General features: G+C 62.2%; 14 protein-coding genes. 9 read left to right on the plus strand and 5 right to left on the minus strand.

The window, feature by feature from the left end; translation table 11 throughout:
• Positions 1 to 69: 69 nt before the first annotated feature.
• Positions 70 to 1,302: an aminotransferase class III-fold pyridoxal phosphate-dependent enzyme gene (locus EOA27_RS03635; protein WP_127255476.1), complete on the plus strand. Its 1,233-nt coding sequence runs from the start codon at positions 70 to 72 to the stop codon at positions 1,300 to 1,302.
• Positions 1,303 to 1,308: 6 nt separating this feature from the next.
• On the opposite strand, the gene EOA27_RS03640 is transcribed toward EOA27_RS03635, so the two are convergent.
• From EOA27_RS03640 to EOA27_RS03650, 3 genes are all read right to left on the minus strand, one after another.
• Positions 1,309 to 1,986: a GntR family transcriptional regulator gene (locus tag EOA27_RS03640; protein WP_126062120.1), complete on the minus strand. Its 678-nt coding sequence runs from the start codon at positions 1,984 to 1,986 to the stop codon at positions 1,309 to 1,311.
• Between the two features lie 223 nt (positions 1,987 to 2,209).
• Positions 2,210 to 3,187 (minus strand): transketolase C-terminal domain-containing protein, encoded by a 978-nt coding sequence (locus EOA27_RS03645; protein WP_126062119.1) that lies wholly within the window; start codon positions 3,185 to 3,187, stop codon positions 2,210 to 2,212.
• Positions 3,184 to 4,071, minus strand: coding sequence for a transketolase (locus EOA27_RS03650; RefSeq protein ID WP_126062118.1), 888 nt, complete (start codon positions 4,069 to 4,071; stop codon positions 3,184 to 3,186). The genes EOA27_RS03645 and EOA27_RS03650 overlap by 4 nt, the downstream gene beginning before the upstream one ends.
• A 101-nt stretch (positions 4,072 to 4,172) precedes the next feature.
• On the opposite strand from EOA27_RS03650, the gene EOA27_RS03655 reads away from it, so the two are divergent.
• From EOA27_RS03655 to EOA27_RS03680, 6 genes are all read left to right on the plus strand, one after another.
• Positions 4,173 to 5,540: an aminotransferase gene (locus EOA27_RS03655; protein WP_126062117.1), complete on the plus strand. Its 1,368-nt coding sequence runs from the start codon at positions 4,173 to 4,175 to the stop codon at positions 5,538 to 5,540.
• A gap of 255 nt (positions 5,541 to 5,795) precedes the next feature.
• Positions 5,796 to 7,781: a branched-chain amino acid ABC transporter ATP-binding protein/permease gene (locus tag EOA27_RS03660; RefSeq protein ID WP_189476409.1), complete on the plus strand. Its 1,986-nt coding sequence runs from the start codon at positions 5,796 to 5,798 to the stop codon at positions 7,779 to 7,781.
• Positions 7,774 to 8,928, plus strand: a complete 1,155-nt coding sequence (locus EOA27_RS03665; RefSeq protein ID WP_126062115.1) for an ABC transporter substrate-binding protein — start codon at positions 7,774 to 7,776, stop codon at positions 8,926 to 8,928. Before EOA27_RS03660 ends, EOA27_RS03665 begins: the two co-directional genes overlap by 8 nt.
• A 58-nt stretch (positions 8,929 to 8,986) precedes the next feature.
• Complete coding sequence (locus tag EOA27_RS03670; protein ID WP_245456600.1) at positions 8,987 to 9,670, plus strand: ABC transporter ATP-binding protein; 684 nt, start codon at positions 8,987 to 8,989, stop codon at positions 9,668 to 9,670.
• A 3-nt stretch (positions 9,671 to 9,673) separates the two neighbouring features.
• A complete protein-coding gene (locus EOA27_RS03675; protein WP_126062113.1) occupies positions 9,674 to 10,558 on the plus strand; it encodes a branched-chain amino acid ABC transporter permease in 885 nt (294 codons plus the stop codon).
• A gap of 63 nt (positions 10,559 to 10,621) precedes the next feature.
• A complete protein-coding gene (locus EOA27_RS03680; protein WP_126062112.1) occupies positions 10,622 to 11,425 on the plus strand; it encodes an N-acyl homoserine lactonase family protein in 804 nt (267 codons plus the stop codon).
• A gap of 108 nt (positions 11,426 to 11,533) precedes the next feature.
• Here the strand turns inward: EOA27_RS03680 and EOA27_RS03685 are convergent, their stop codons facing one another.
• Entirely contained in the window at positions 11,534 to 11,995 is a 462-nt protein-coding gene (locus EOA27_RS03685) for an FCD domain-containing protein (RefSeq protein WP_189476407.1), read from the minus strand.
• Between the two features lie 198 nt (positions 11,996 to 12,193).
• On the minus strand, positions 12,194 to 12,748 hold the full coding sequence (locus EOA27_RS03695; protein ID WP_126062110.1) for a VOC family protein: 555 nt from the start codon (positions 12,746 to 12,748) through the stop codon (positions 12,194 to 12,196).
• A gap of 127 nt (positions 12,749 to 12,875) precedes the next feature.
• Between EOA27_RS03695 and EOA27_RS03700 the strand changes: the two genes are divergently transcribed.
• A complete protein-coding gene (locus tag EOA27_RS03700; protein ID WP_126062109.1) occupies positions 12,876 to 13,796 on the plus strand; it encodes an aminotransferase class IV in 921 nt (306 codons plus the stop codon).
• A partial coding sequence (locus EOA27_RS03705; protein ID WP_127255478.1) for an SDR family NAD(P)-dependent oxidoreductase occupies positions 13,793 to 14,018 on the plus strand: 226 nt, incomplete at its 3' end. The genes EOA27_RS03700 and EOA27_RS03705, both read left to right, overlap by 4 nt.

Consider the following 14,018-nt stretch of genomic DNA (forward strand, 5'->3'; position numbering starts at 1 on the left):
GATACATGATATATCGAACGCTGAAAAGCAGTCTCAGGCATCGGCTCGCACGCCGCGCGGCGGGGTTCCATGGATCAGCAGTCAAAGAACAATGACAGTATCTTGCGGGGCCGCGCGATGCGCGTCATCCCGGGAGGAATGTGGGGGCATCAAAATGCACCACGCCTGCCGGTCGGCTATCCGCAATATTTCTCACGCGCGCAAGGGTGCCGCACCTGGGATGCGGACGGACGCGAATACATCGATTTCCTCTGCGGTTGGGGGCCGATGATCCTGGGTTATGGCGATGCCGACGTCGAGGCGGCGGCCGGCAGGCAGCGGGAGCTTGGGGATGCGATGAACGGGCCGAGTGAGCGGCTCGTCGAATTGGCGGAACTGATGGTCGAGACTATCCCGCATGCCGACTGGGCGATGTTCTCCAAGAACGGCACCGACGCCACGACCGCCTGCCTGACGATCGCCCGCGCGGGCACCGGGCGCCGCAAGATCCTGGTCGCGCGGGGCGCCTATCATGGCGCCATTCCGTGGTGCTCGCCATCGGTCGCCGGCGTCACCGAGGAAGATCGCGCGCATCTTGTCCATTACGACTACAATGACGTCGAGAGCCTCGAGGCGGCGGCTGAGCAGTGCAGGGGCGATCTCGCGGCGATCCTGGTCTCTGCCTTTAAGCACGACCTTGGCAAGCCGCATGAATTGCCGACCGTGGCGTTCGCGCGAAAGGCGCGCGCGCTCGCCGACAGCGCCGATGCTGCGCTGATCGTCGACGATGTTCGTGCCGGCTTCCGCCTCGATATGGGCGGCAGTTGGGAACCGGTCGGCGTGCGGCCCGATATGGCCGCCTGGAGCAAGGCGATCGCCAACGGCCATGCGATGGCTGCCGTCACCGGCAACGACCGCTTTCGCGAAGGAGCGACACGCATCTTCACCACCGGCTCCTTCTGGACCGCCGGCGTGTCGATGGCGGCGGCGATCGCGACGATCCGGAAGCTCGGCGCCGTCGATGCGGTCGGGCATATGCGGGCCATGGGCCAGCGTTTCCGCGAGGGCCTCGACGCGCAGGCGCGCAAACACGGCGTGCCCTTGCGGCAAAGCGGGCCGGTGCAAATGCCGGTGCTTTTGTTCGAGAACGACGTGGATCGGAAGCTCGGAGAAACGTTCTGCCTGGAAGCACTCGCCGGTGGCGTCTACCTGCATCCGGCGCACACGCTGTTCCTGTCGGCTGCCCACCAGGAGGCGGATATCGACGAGGCGCTGGCGGTGACGGACGAGGCTCTGGCAGCGGTCGCGCGGCTGCAGTCCTGACAAGGCTCAGGGTGCCACGAAACCTTCGTGTCCCTGCAGGAAGCGTAGGAAATCCTCGCCGCCCAGGATGAGGTCCTGCTCCATGGCGGCGCGCGCCTTTTGCGAATTCTTTTCGCGCAGGCCCTCAATTACCGTCAGGTGCTCGGCGGCGCCGACATATTTGTGTCCACCCTCCTTGTAGAACACCGTCAGCATCGGCCCCATCGAAACCCAAAGGCTTTCGATATGCGCGACCAGCATCTCCATGCCTGAGAGCCGATAGACGGTGAAGTGGAAGTCCCGGTTGTAGCGGAATGACAGTTCCGGATCGCTGGCCCGGTCCGCCTTCTCGAACACTTTCTGGATGGCGGTCAGCTTTTCGATGTCATCCCTCGTCGCATTCTGGGCGGCGAGTCCGGCGGCAAGGCCCTCCAGCGACAGCCTTATGGTGCGCACCTCCATGTAACGCGCCAGCGTCAGCGCCGGCACGGTGACGAAGCGGCCCGAGCGCAGTTCCAGGCCGCGTTCACTGACCAGCCGCAGGCAGGCTTCGCGGACAGGGGTGACGCTGGTGCCGAGTTGGTCGGCGAGATCCTGCATCACCAGGCGCTGTCCCGGCCGGAACTGACCCGCGATCAACCCTTCGCGAAGGGCGACATAGGCGCGTGCGGACAGATTGCCTTGCTCAAGCGGCTGAATGTTCACGGCAAAGGTCTCCTCGGCTTTGTTGAGTGGCGTCTTCTGCCGGCGGTGATTCTACAAGATATAACCAATAGACGCTTTTTCTCTCCTTGTATTGTCGGCCTGCTAGAGCCGGATGACGTATCGTTGAATCGTCGCCCTGCACCAACTCTTTGTTGAAGCATGTTCATCTCCGGAAACCGAATCCCACCTTTTGCTGCACTGAACTGCGGTTCGGGATCATGCTCTAAGCGAGCAGGGATTGCGCAACGCTTTCGACCCCCGCCGCGTCGAGCTTGTAGTGACGGTAGAGATGGGTCGGCGGGGCGATCAGGCTGTACTCGTCCTTGATGCCATGACGGACGAGCCGTGCGCCGCCGCCTTCCTCGGCTAGCACTTCGGCGACGGCGCCACCCAGCCCGCCGAGGATATTGTGCTCCTCGACGGTCAGGATGATGCGCGACTTGCGTGCCGCCTGCATCAGCACCACGCGGTCGAGCGGCTTGATAGTGTGCATGTCGATGAGGCCGACGGAGTGACCCTTGCCGTTTAGCGATTCCATGGCTTGCTTGGCCGAATGCACTGCCATGCCGCAGGCTATGAAGGTGAGATCGCTACCGATGCCGTGGACCACGGCCTTACCGAATTCGAACGGCTCGTCACCGGCATAGACGACCGGATCGTGGCCGCGCGAGATGCGGAAATAGATCGGCTGCGGATGATTGACCGAAGCGCGCAGCGCCGCGGCGAATTGCGGGCCGTCCGCAGTCGAGACGACGGTGAGGTCGGCAATCGAGCGCATGATGGCGATGTCTTCCGTCGCATGGTGCGAGGTGCCGTAGAAGCCGAGCGAGATGCCGGTGTGGTGGCCGATCAGGCGGACCGGCTGCGCGCAATACGCTACGTCCATGCGGATCTGCTCGCAGCAGAGCAGCGCCAGGAAGGAGGCGAAGGTGGCGACATAGGGTATGACGCCGGTCGTCGCCATGCCGGCCGCGGCCGAGACCATGTTCTGCTCAGAGATGCCGAATTGCGTGAAGCGCGCGGGAAAGCGCTGCGCGAAGCCGACGAGCCCGTTGGAATGCTGCAGGTCGGCGGTGCCGGCGACGACCGGATGGCCGGCCTCGGCGAGTTCGATCAGCGTGTTGGCTAAGGTCGCAAGCGAGGGCGCGCGGTTGTTGAGCTCGCGATACTGCCAGCTGTCGGGATGCAAGACAGCGCTCATTCCGCACCTTCCTGGATCATGTCGCGGGCGCGCGCTTCGTCTTCCGGCGCGAGATAGCCCAGGTGCCAGCCGGGTTCGGTTTCCATGTAATCGATGCCTTTCCCCTTGACCGTTCTGGCGATGATGCAGCAGGGCTTTTCGCGGGCAGTGTCGGTCTTAACCTTCCGCAGCAGGTTGGCGAGCGCCACGACGTCGTGACCGTCCACCTCATGAACCTCCCAACCGAAGGCGCGCCACTTCTCGTCCAGCGGCTCGACCGCCGCGACGTCGTCGACCTTGCCGTCGAGTTGGTAGCCGTTGCGGTCGATGATCGCGACAAGCTTGCTCAGGCGATGTGTGGCGGCGCTGATCGCGGCCTCCCACACCTGGCCCTCCTGCATCTCGCCGTCGCCGAGCAGGACGAAGACGTTGAAGTCCTTTCTGTGGAAACGGGCGCCCAGCGCCATGCCGACGCCGTTGGACAGGGCATGGCCGATCGAACCGGAGCTGAAGTCGACACCGGGCACTTTGCGCATATCGGGGTGATCGCCGAGCGGGCTGCCGAGGCGGGTGTAATCGTCGAGCCAGGAACGGTCGAAGAAATCGAGGTCGGCAAGGATCGGAAACTGCCCGACAGCCGCATGGCCCTTTCCCATCAGGAAGCGGTCGCGGTCCGGCCAGTCCGGCTCGCCGCGGCGGATACGCATCGTGTCGTAATAGAGCGTCGAGAAGATCTCGGCGCAAGAGAAGACGGACGAGTAGTGGCCGACCTTGGCGATTGAAATCAGCCTGATCGTCTCCAGCCGCACGAAGCGCGCGCGCTCGCGCAGGCGATCAGCCTGTTCGTCCGATATCGCGTCCGTGCCGCTGTTGCTCGGCCATCGGCTCGCACCTGAGGACGTCATGCCAGTCTCCTCCGTTTCCCTGTATCGACTCTCGACAACTTATAAGTTATAAGATATCTGGTTGAGCCGCAAGAGCAATCATCCGACTATAGGGAACAGGAATGCTGCACAACTCTGCTCGGGCCCTTGACATGAGCCTGCATCTGCATTCGCAGACGGACCCGCGGCGGCACGAGCAGGATGGACCGCTGATCATCTCAGGCGGCGACGGCGTTTATGTCAGCGACGATGCCGGAAACCGCTATATCGAAGGCATGGCCGGCCTGTGGACGGCGTCGCTCGGTTTCAACGATCAGAGGTTGGCCGCCGCTGCGGCCGTCCAATTCGCCAAGCTCGCCAATTACCATACCTTCAACCATCGTTCAAACGAGCCCTGCATCGACCTGATCGAGCAGCTTGCGGCGGTCTCGCCAATTCCAGACTGCCGGATATTCCTCGCCAATTCCGGGTCGGAAGCCAACGATTCCATGATCAAGCTCGCCTGGTATTATCAGGCCGCGCGCGGCAAGCCGGAGAAGCGGCGCATCATCAGCCGCAACGGCGCTTTCCATGGCAGCACGGTGATGGGCGCGGTGCTGAGCGGCCTGCCGCATATGCACCGTTCGTTCGGCATGAACACCGACGACATCCTTTTTGCAGGCAAGCCGCATTTCTATCGAGAAGGGCGGGAAGGCGAGAGCGAGGAGGCGTTCGCCGACCGGCTGATCGCCGAGCTCGAGGCGATGCTCCTGGCGGCCGGGCCAGAAACGATCGCAGCCATGATCGCAGAGCCGGTGATGGGAGCGGGCGGGGTGATCGTCCCCCCGCAAAGTTATTTCCCCAAGCTGCGCGCGTTGCTCGATAGATATGACATCCTGCTTCTGGCCGACGAAGTCGTCTGCGGCTTTGGCAGGACGGGCAACTGGTTCGGCAGCGAGACTTTTGGTTTCAAGCCGGACATGTTCTCCGTCGCCAAGGGTCTGTCCTCGGGCTATCTGCCGATCGCAGCGGTGGTTGTGTCGGATACGCTCTATCAGGCGATCGCCGACGAGGGACACCGCAACGGCGTCTTCGGGCACGGCTTCACCTATTCGGGCCATCCCGTCACCTCGGCGGTCGCTGCCGCAGCGTTGCGCATTTACCACGAGATGGATGTCGCCGGCCGTGCCCGGAAACTGGGCGCGCAGATGCTGGGAGCGCTGCGCAACGCGCTCGCCGACCATCCAATGGTCGGCGAGATACGCGGCGTCGGCCTGCTTGCCGGCGTCGAGCTTGTCGCCGACCGGCGCACGAAACAGGGTTTTCCTACCGAGGCCAGGGTTGGCGCGCAAGTCGAGCGCGCCTCCCGGCAACGCGGCATCATCCTGCGCAACATGGGTGACGTGCTGGCGCTTTGCCCGCCTTACATCATCGAGCCGGACCAGATCGACGAACTCGTCGGCGCGCTTTTCCTCGCCATCGAAGACACAAGGGAGAGCCTCTCGCTTTGAGGCTTGGCTGCCATGACAATCACCACAGACAGGACAAAAGCATGCATCCCGAAGTCGTAGCTTTTCATCACGGCAAGTGGGGCCGGCGCGCCGGCACGACGCTCGAATTTCGCAATCCCGGCCCGACGACCTCAGCAGCGGGAGCGTCGGGCTTTGGGCCAGACAGCAGGTTGCCGACTCCTTCAACCATCACGGGCGAACCTGCTCCTGCTTCCTTGACGGATAATTTATAAGATGTAAGTTGTAAGAAGAATGATGTGCCGCCATCCGCAAAGTCCCTTGGCGATTGGAGGGGGACAAGCTCAGAGAGAGGGGCCGGCGCGACGCCTTTGTGCACTATGCGCTGACCTCAGGCGTCGGACATGGACGGGGGATCGTTTGGACAAGGCATTACAGGTCATTGCTACGCCCCGCTTCCTGCTTAATGTGACCATCCTGGGCGTATTCCTCATCCTGGTCGGAACAGCGGTCGCATTGTTCGGGACGAGCGCCAGCAAGCTGACTTACGTCAATGCGCTAGTCAGCCTGATCGCCGTTCTGGGCTTGACCGTATACAGCGGAAATTCCGGCATCCTGTCCTTCGGCCACGTTGGCTTCATGGCGCTTGGCGCCCAGATTTCCGCCAGCCTGACAATACCGCCCGCACTTAAGGCCAGCGCGCTTCCTTTGCTGCCTTCGTTCATACAGCAGAGCCAGTTCGGCCTCCTGTCGGCCACGGTCATGACGCTGGTCATCGTAGGAATTGTTGCCGCCGTTGTGGCGATCCCCATCGCAAAGCTGGGTGGAGCCTCCGGCGCGATCGGCACGCTGGGCTTTCTCATCATCGTCAATTCGCTGATTGTCGGCGCGCAAGGCATCACACGCGGCAGCCAGGCAATGTACGGCATCGCGCCGCTTGCGAGCGTCGGTGTAGCCACGGCGCTTGCGCTTTGCGCGCTTTTTGTCGCGCGGGCCTATCGGGATGCGATAGCCGGCCTGCTGTTACGATCCAGCCGGGAGGACGAGGCAGCCGCCTATGCGATCGGCGTGGACGTCGTGCGTCAACGGCAACTGGCCTTCATCGTCAGCGCGATCATCACCGCGTTGGCGGGAGTCGTGCTGGCCCACTCCCTTACCGTCTTCTCGGCCAAGGTCTTCTATCTGGAAATGACGTTCTCTCTGATCGTCATGTATGTCGTGGGTGGTGCCGGCAGCGTCACCGGCGCCGTAGTCGGGGTCACAGTCGTCACTCTGCTTGTCGAGATACTGCGTCGCCTGGAACCCGGCGTTACGATCGGTCCGATCCATCTGCCCCAGATATTCGGCCTGACGGTGGTCGGCCTGAGCGTTGCCATCCTGGTGATCCTGCTGGTGCGGCGCCAGGGGCTTGTCGGCCACGCGGAAGTCGAGGATCTGTTCCTGTCACGCCGATTGCGGAACCAGGGAATGGGCGCGCTGCCGTCCGACAAGCCAGAGCCTTCGTCGCTCTCGGCCAGAGAGTTGAGCAAGTCCTATGGCGGTGTCCGGGCGCTCGATGGCGTCACCCTGACGCTTGCGTCGGGGCAGGTCCTGGGTTTGATCGGCCCGAATGGCTCGGGTAAGACGACGCTTCTCGGCTGTCTGGCCGGCACCCTTGTGCCGAGCGGTGGGACCATCGTGCTCGCTGGCCAGGATATATCAGGCTATTCGTCCTTCCGCATCGCGCGTCTCGGCGTCGGGCGCACCTTCCAGACGGTCCGTCTTTTCGGTCGCCTAACGGTGCTCGAAAACGTCAAAGCCGCGCTTGCGCAGAAGTTCGCCGATCTTGGTCATGCCGAACTCGAACGGATGGCCGTCGGTCTGCTTGAAGCGCTCGGCATCGCCGATATGCAAAACCGGCCCGCCAACGAACTCGCCTATGGCCTGCAGCGACGTCTGGAAATTGCCAGGGCACTGGCGACCAATCCGCGGTTCATGCTTCTGGACGAGCCTGCCGCGGGAATGAACGAGGGCGAGACGCGGGAACTGCTCGCGACGCTACGCAAGGTGGTGCGGGAGCGCGGCATCGGGCTGCTGATCGTCGACCACGACATGGCTCTCATCATGGAGCTCTGCGACCGCGTGGCCGTGCTGAACAAGGGGCAGTTGATCGCCGAGGGCGAGCCGGACGCCGTGTGGGCGGACCCTGCTGTGCGCGAGGCCTATATCGGCAGGCGATCTGCCAAGAAGGACTGGAATATCCAAGACAAGGGTGTTGGCAACAAGGAGGAAAGCAATGCTTAAGGCAAAGGGTTTGGCGGTAGCTATGCTTGTGGGATTGATGGGCGGTTCGGCGTTGGCCGACGACATCAAGATCGGGGTCGTGGGAGGGCAGACCGGCGCGTTGGCGATCTTCGATCAACCGCTACTGCTGGGTGCCCAGCTGGCCGCTAAGAAAATCAACGCGGCGGGTGGCATCGAGGGCAAGACAATCCAGATTCTCGCACGGGACACGCGCTCCGAGACCAGCGAAGCGGCCGTCATGGCGCAGGAACTGGTCAGCGAAGGAGTCAACGTGCTGGTGACACCGGCGGATGGCGACCCGACCATTGCCGCCGGCCAGGTAGGCCAGGCGGCCGATGTGCTGACCATCTCAGGCACCGCGACGCCGCCGATCCTGCCGGGCATGGTCGGCGATCATCTTTATCTCAATGCCGTACCTGACAGCATCCAGGCGGCTGTGCTCGGCAAATATGCGGCAAAGACCGCCGGGTACAAGACCGCGGCGATTCTCCTTTCGCCCGACAGTCCATATACCGACAAGCTGCCCAAATATTTCGGCCAGGTGTTCGAGAAATACGGCGGCAAGGTCGTCTCGACCATCCAATACAAGATGGGCCAGCAGGACTTCACCGTCGAGGTAAGCAAGATCAAGGAACTCAATCCTGCTCCAGATGTGATCATGACGTCGGCATATGAGCCCGACTTCCCCGCACTTCTGCAGCAATTGCGGGCGGCAGGCGTGGACACGCCCGTACTGGGCTCCGACGGGATCGATACTCAGACGGTAGTGGATCTCGGCAAGGTGTCGGAAGGGGTCATCTATTCGGCGAGCGGCTTCCCGTTGCCGGGCAGCCGCCTGGAAGCCTTCAACAAGGAATTCCAGACGGAATACGGCTATCCCACCGATACCGTGACGAGCGCTGTCGGTTACGATCTGATCGAGATTATCAAGGCGGCCGTCGAACGCGCCAACGGCAAACTGGACGGCCCATCCCTGATAGCGGGCATGGAGACTATCGAGAACCTGCCGGTGACGACGGGCACCATCACCTACAAGGGAACGAACAGGGTTCCCTTGCGGACCGTGTTCCTGGTGAAGGTGACCAGTGGTCACAAGGAACTCGTGGTCGACGAGACGCCCGCGCTCGAAGACATCCCAGCTCCCTGAAGATGTCTGAAGGCGGAGACCCATGATGAGAACACTTCTTAAGGTTCAGAGGTTGTGCGTGTCCTACGGCGCGGTGCAAGCCGTGCGGGGTATCGATCTCGAGGTCCTGACCGGACAGATCGTTACGCTCCTCGGGGCGAACGGTGCGGGCAAAAGTTCCGTGCTTGGCGCCTGCATGGGTCTCGTGGCGCTCGCCTCTGGGTCGGTGACCTTCCGGGACGAGGACATCTCCCGGAAGGGCACCGAGCAGATCGTGCACCGCGGAATGACGTTGACGCCGGAGGGACGGTTCGTTTTTCCGCAGCTCACGGTGCATGAAAATCTGCTGATTGGCGCGGCGGGAACCTCCGCGTTGCGCTCGCGCACGCAGCAGAACGTCGAGAAGAATTTCGATCTTTTTCCGCGTTTGCGCGAAAGAAGCAGTCAAGTTGCCGGCACGCTCTCTGGCGGCGAACAACAGATGCTCGCGATCGCGCGCTCTCTGATGTCCGAGCCAGAACTGCTTCTGCTCGACGAGCCATCGCTTGGCCTCGCGCCCAACATCGTCGATCAGATCTTCGACCTCATCGTCTCGCTCAACAAGTCGGGCACGACCATCCTGCTCGTCGAACAGAATGCCGAATTGTCGCTGGACATTTCCGACGCGGCCTATCTCATGCAGGCGGGTGTCATGGTCAAGCATGGCACAAGCGAGAGTATGCGAGAAAGCGGCGACATCCATGCCATGTACATGGGAGTGTGAGCCTTGGAATATTTCTTCCAACAGGTGCTGAATTCGCTCGCCCTCGGCGGAACCTACGCCTTGGTGGGAATCGGTCTCGCCATGATCTTTTCCGTACTTGGCCTGATCAACTTCGCCCATGGCGAGTTGATGACCATCATGGGTTACGCTCTCTTCTACTGCCTGTCGTCGGGCATGCCCTTCGCGCTCGCATTCGTGGCCGCCCTCGCGGTAACGGTCATCGCGGCCTTAGTAATGGAGATCGTCGCGTTCAGGTCAGTTCGCAATGCCGACATCGTGGTCATGCTGCTGACAAGCTTCGCAGTAAGTTCCATCCTGCACGTGCTGTTCCAGAATGTCCTTGGCGCCCGCCCGAAAGCGATCGCCGTGCCCGAGAGCCTGACAGGGGCCATTACGCTCGGAAGCTTCCATTTCGGCAAGGTGCCGATGTTTTCAATCCTCACCAGTGCCTTATCGCTGGCACTCTTGACGCTTTTCCTCAAGCGGTCGGTCGTGGGTATAGCCATGCGCGCCGCGGCGCAGAATTTCAGAGTTACGCGGCTGATGGGCGTCAACGCCAATCTCGTCATCCTGCTCGCATTCGGGCTCTCCGGATTGCTGGCGGGAATAGCCGGGGTGCTCTGGATATTCCAACGCGGATCGGTCGATCCGGCAATGGGAAGCATGCCGGTCATCAAAGCCTTCATCGCGGTTGTGCTGGGAGGGCTCGGCAGTCTGCCCGGGGCGGCCGTGGGCGGTCTCATCCTGGGGGCTCTGGAGGTGTTTCTTCGCGCCTACCTGCCGGAGGCGGTGCTGCCATACCGGGATGCCATCAGCCTCTCCATCATTATCGGCATTTTCACCATCGTTCCGCATGGCCTGTTCGGCCGCAGGGAAGCCGTCCGGTGAGGGCCGCCATGGGGGCTGCGGACGATTCAGGCGGAAACCACACAAAGACGATAGGGGCCGGCAATGACCGATCTTGCATACGGTAGCATTGGCGAAATGCGCATCTATCCGCTGTACTGCGGCGGTGACATGACTGATTGGGCCGTGTTCGATCCGTTCGATCCCCGCGCCGGCCAGAAGGTCTTCAACCCTTATTTCGTCTACGTCATTACGCATCCGGAGGGCAATGTGCTGTTCGACAGTGGCGCGCATCCGACGCTGAGAACCGATCCGCATTCCAGGCTTGGGGCCGCGGCCGATTCTTTTCAAGTCGTTATGACCGAGGAGGATTGGCTTGTTCCCCGGCTGGCAAGCATTGGTATGAGTACGTCGGACATCTCGCACGTGGTTCAGTCCCATCTCCATTTTGATCATGCTGGTGGGTTGGAGTGGCTTACCCATGCCAAGGTTTATGTCCAGCGCGACGAGCTTGCCTTCGCCCGCAATCCACCACGGTATCAACGTGAGATATTCGTGCAGAAGGATTTGAACCACCCCATCGATTGGATCGAGCTTGATGGCGAGTTCGACCTGTTCGGTGATGGTTTGCTGCGGATTTTTCCGACACCGGGGCATACGAAAGGCCATCAATCGCTTCTCGTTCACCTCAGATCGAGGCCGGTGTTCCTTCTTGGTGACGCAGCCTATCTGGTATCAAAGATGCGCGAACGATTGGTTCCGGCCGTCGCCTGGAGCCCCGACGCATTCATGTCCACTTGGGATCTCGTGGAAGAAATCGAGCGCTCACAGAATGCCCTGCTGGTGGCGACGCACGAGCTCGACTATGAAACGTCGGTTCCCATGGCGCCGGCGCGCTGGTACGCCTAGGGACTGGGCTTGGCTAATGGTTCAAATCCGCGCGGCTGAGTCCCCTCATCAGGCCGCACCCGCCGCGACCGTGACAAAGGCGGGGCGGCTAGAATTTTCGGCGCGTTGCTACTCAGGCCAACATCTCGTTGTGTCGCTCCAATTGCAGGCGGGTGCGGCGGATATGGCCGCCGAGGATAAATCCAGACTGTTCGCCGTCGCGCTGTTAAGTGCCTCGAGGATCAGGCGGTGCTCGTGATGTACCGCCGCCATGCCAGCCGAGCCCACCGAAGCAGCGAAAGCGTGGGGGTATTGCGGGGTGGTGTTCCAGAGTTTGTGGATCATCTGGGCGAGCTGGGGCATGTGCGCGCCTTCATAGCTCAGGAACTCGCGGTCGAGCTGCAGGAACTCGTCGATGCTGCCGGCGGCTTCGATGCACAAGAAGACGTCTTCCGGACGCACAAGCGTTTCGGGCGAGAGGTTCGCGCTGCTTTCGGAAAGCGCCAGCGGCTCCAGCCGTTCGCGGATCTTGTAGATCTCGATGCATTCGGCACGGTCGAGCTTGGAAATCCAGGCACTGCTGTTGGGCACGAGGATGACCTGCCCCTAGCTTCCCAGCTGCCGCAGCGCCTCGCGCACGGGGGTGCTGCTGACGCCGTATTCCTCAGCGAGCTCCTCCTGGCGCACACGGCTGCCCGGCCGCAACCGCCCCGACAAGATAGCGTCGCGCAGCGCATCGGTGACGCGGCTGCATCGGCGCGCAAGTGGGAATCGGCACGAACCATCCGCTCACAGATGAGGTCTGGCGGGATGCCAAAGCCGGCGGTCCGTTCCGCGCTCATAGCCTTTGCCGGCTGGGAAGGAGACCAGCTCGAGCTGCATGCCCCAGGGGCTCAGGAAATAGACCCAGCTCTGGCCGGCGCTCGGCCCCCCGGTGCGCACTGTCGGCTCGCCGAGCACACGGACGCCCCGCGCCTTAAGATAGGCGATCGCCGCGTCGATGTCGTCGACATAGAAGGCGAGATGATGACCGCCGACGTCGCTGTTGCGGGGCTGCGTGGCATTCCGGTCCGGAGCGGAATATTCGAAGATCTCGAAATTGGAACCGTGACGGCAGCGCAGGAATTTGAGCTGCTTCATCACGGCCCGGGGATGGACATTGAGATGGGTCTGCATCCAGTCCCCATCGGACTGGAAAGCCCCAAGTTCGTAAAATGGCTCGCAGCCGATAATTTCGACGAAGAAATAGACGGCTTCGTCGAGGTCGGGAACGGTGAAGCCAATATGATCGGTGCCGCGCAGCCCTGGAAGGCCGTTGCCGGCATGGTTGGGATCGTCAAGCATTTGTGGCCCGCATATTGTCGTAGGACTGTATACAATGCGAAGCGGTTGGCAAAGCGCTTTAACTGTTCTGGCGAAATATTTCCCCAGATTGTATCCAATAATAGATTTGGCAGAGGTGGAGGATTTCATGACAGACAGAACCGCTCACGATCCGGCGTTGGGTATCGCCTACGTCAACGGCAGCTATATGCCGCTGGCCGAAGCGGCCATTCCGCTCACCGACCGTGGCTTCGTGCGATCCGATGCGACCTATGACGTCACCCATGTCTGGAAGGGTCGCTTCTTCAGGCTCGACGATCATATCGAGCGCTTCCTGGCTTCCATGCGCGGCCTGCGCATGAGCCTGCCGCTGTCGAAGGCCGAGATGGCCGATGTCCTCATCGAGTGCGTGCGCCGCACCGGACTTCGCGACGCCTATGTGCAGATGACCTGCACGCGCGGCGTGCCGCCGGCAGGCACGCGCGATCCACGGCTTTGCCAGAACCGGTTCTATGCCTTCGCGCAGCCTTTCGTCTGGATCGCCAATGACGAGCAGCGCTGCGACGGGCTGAAGATGGTGGTGAGCTCGGTGCAGCGCATCCCTCCCGAATCGCTCGATCCGCGCATCAAGAATTTCCACTGGCTCGATCTCACCATGGGCATCTTCGAGGCCTACGACAAGGACGCCATCGTCGCTGTGCTCAATGACGGCAAGGGCAACGTCACAGAAGGCGCGGGCTTCAACGTCTTTTCGGTGAAGGGCAACGTCATCACGACACCGGACCGTGGCGTCTTCGAGGGCATGACGCGCCGCACGGTGATCGAGTTGGCCGCCGAAGCAGGCGTCACCTGCGAGGTGCGGCCGCTGCCGATCGAGGAACTGCGCGACGCCGACGAGATCTTCATCTCAAGCTCCGCCGGCGGCATCATGCCGGTGACGGTGCTCGATGGCCGCATCTACGGCAACGGCAAGCCCGGACCGATCACCAACCGCATCCACGATCTTTACTGGGCAGCGCACAGGGCCGGTCCGCTTTGCACGCCGGTCAGCTACGAGACAGTCGCATGAGCACGGAAACACAACGCGTCTTCCTGGTGACCGGCGGCACGCGCGGCATCGGCGCGGCCTGCGTCGAGCGGCTGGCGGCGGATGGCGCGCGGGTCGTCTTCACCGGGCGCGACCAGACGGCCGCCGATGATGTGATCGCCGCGGTTCCCGGCGCCGTCTTCGCCGCCGGCGACGCGACCAGCGAGGCCGACTGCAAGCGCGCGATCGAGGTCGCGCTGGAGC

It is taken from the genome of Mesorhizobium sp. M2A.F.Ca.ET.037.01.1.1 (assembly GCF_003998075.1).
Lineage (GTDB): Bacteria > Pseudomonadota > Alphaproteobacteria > Rhizobiales > Rhizobiaceae > Mesorhizobium.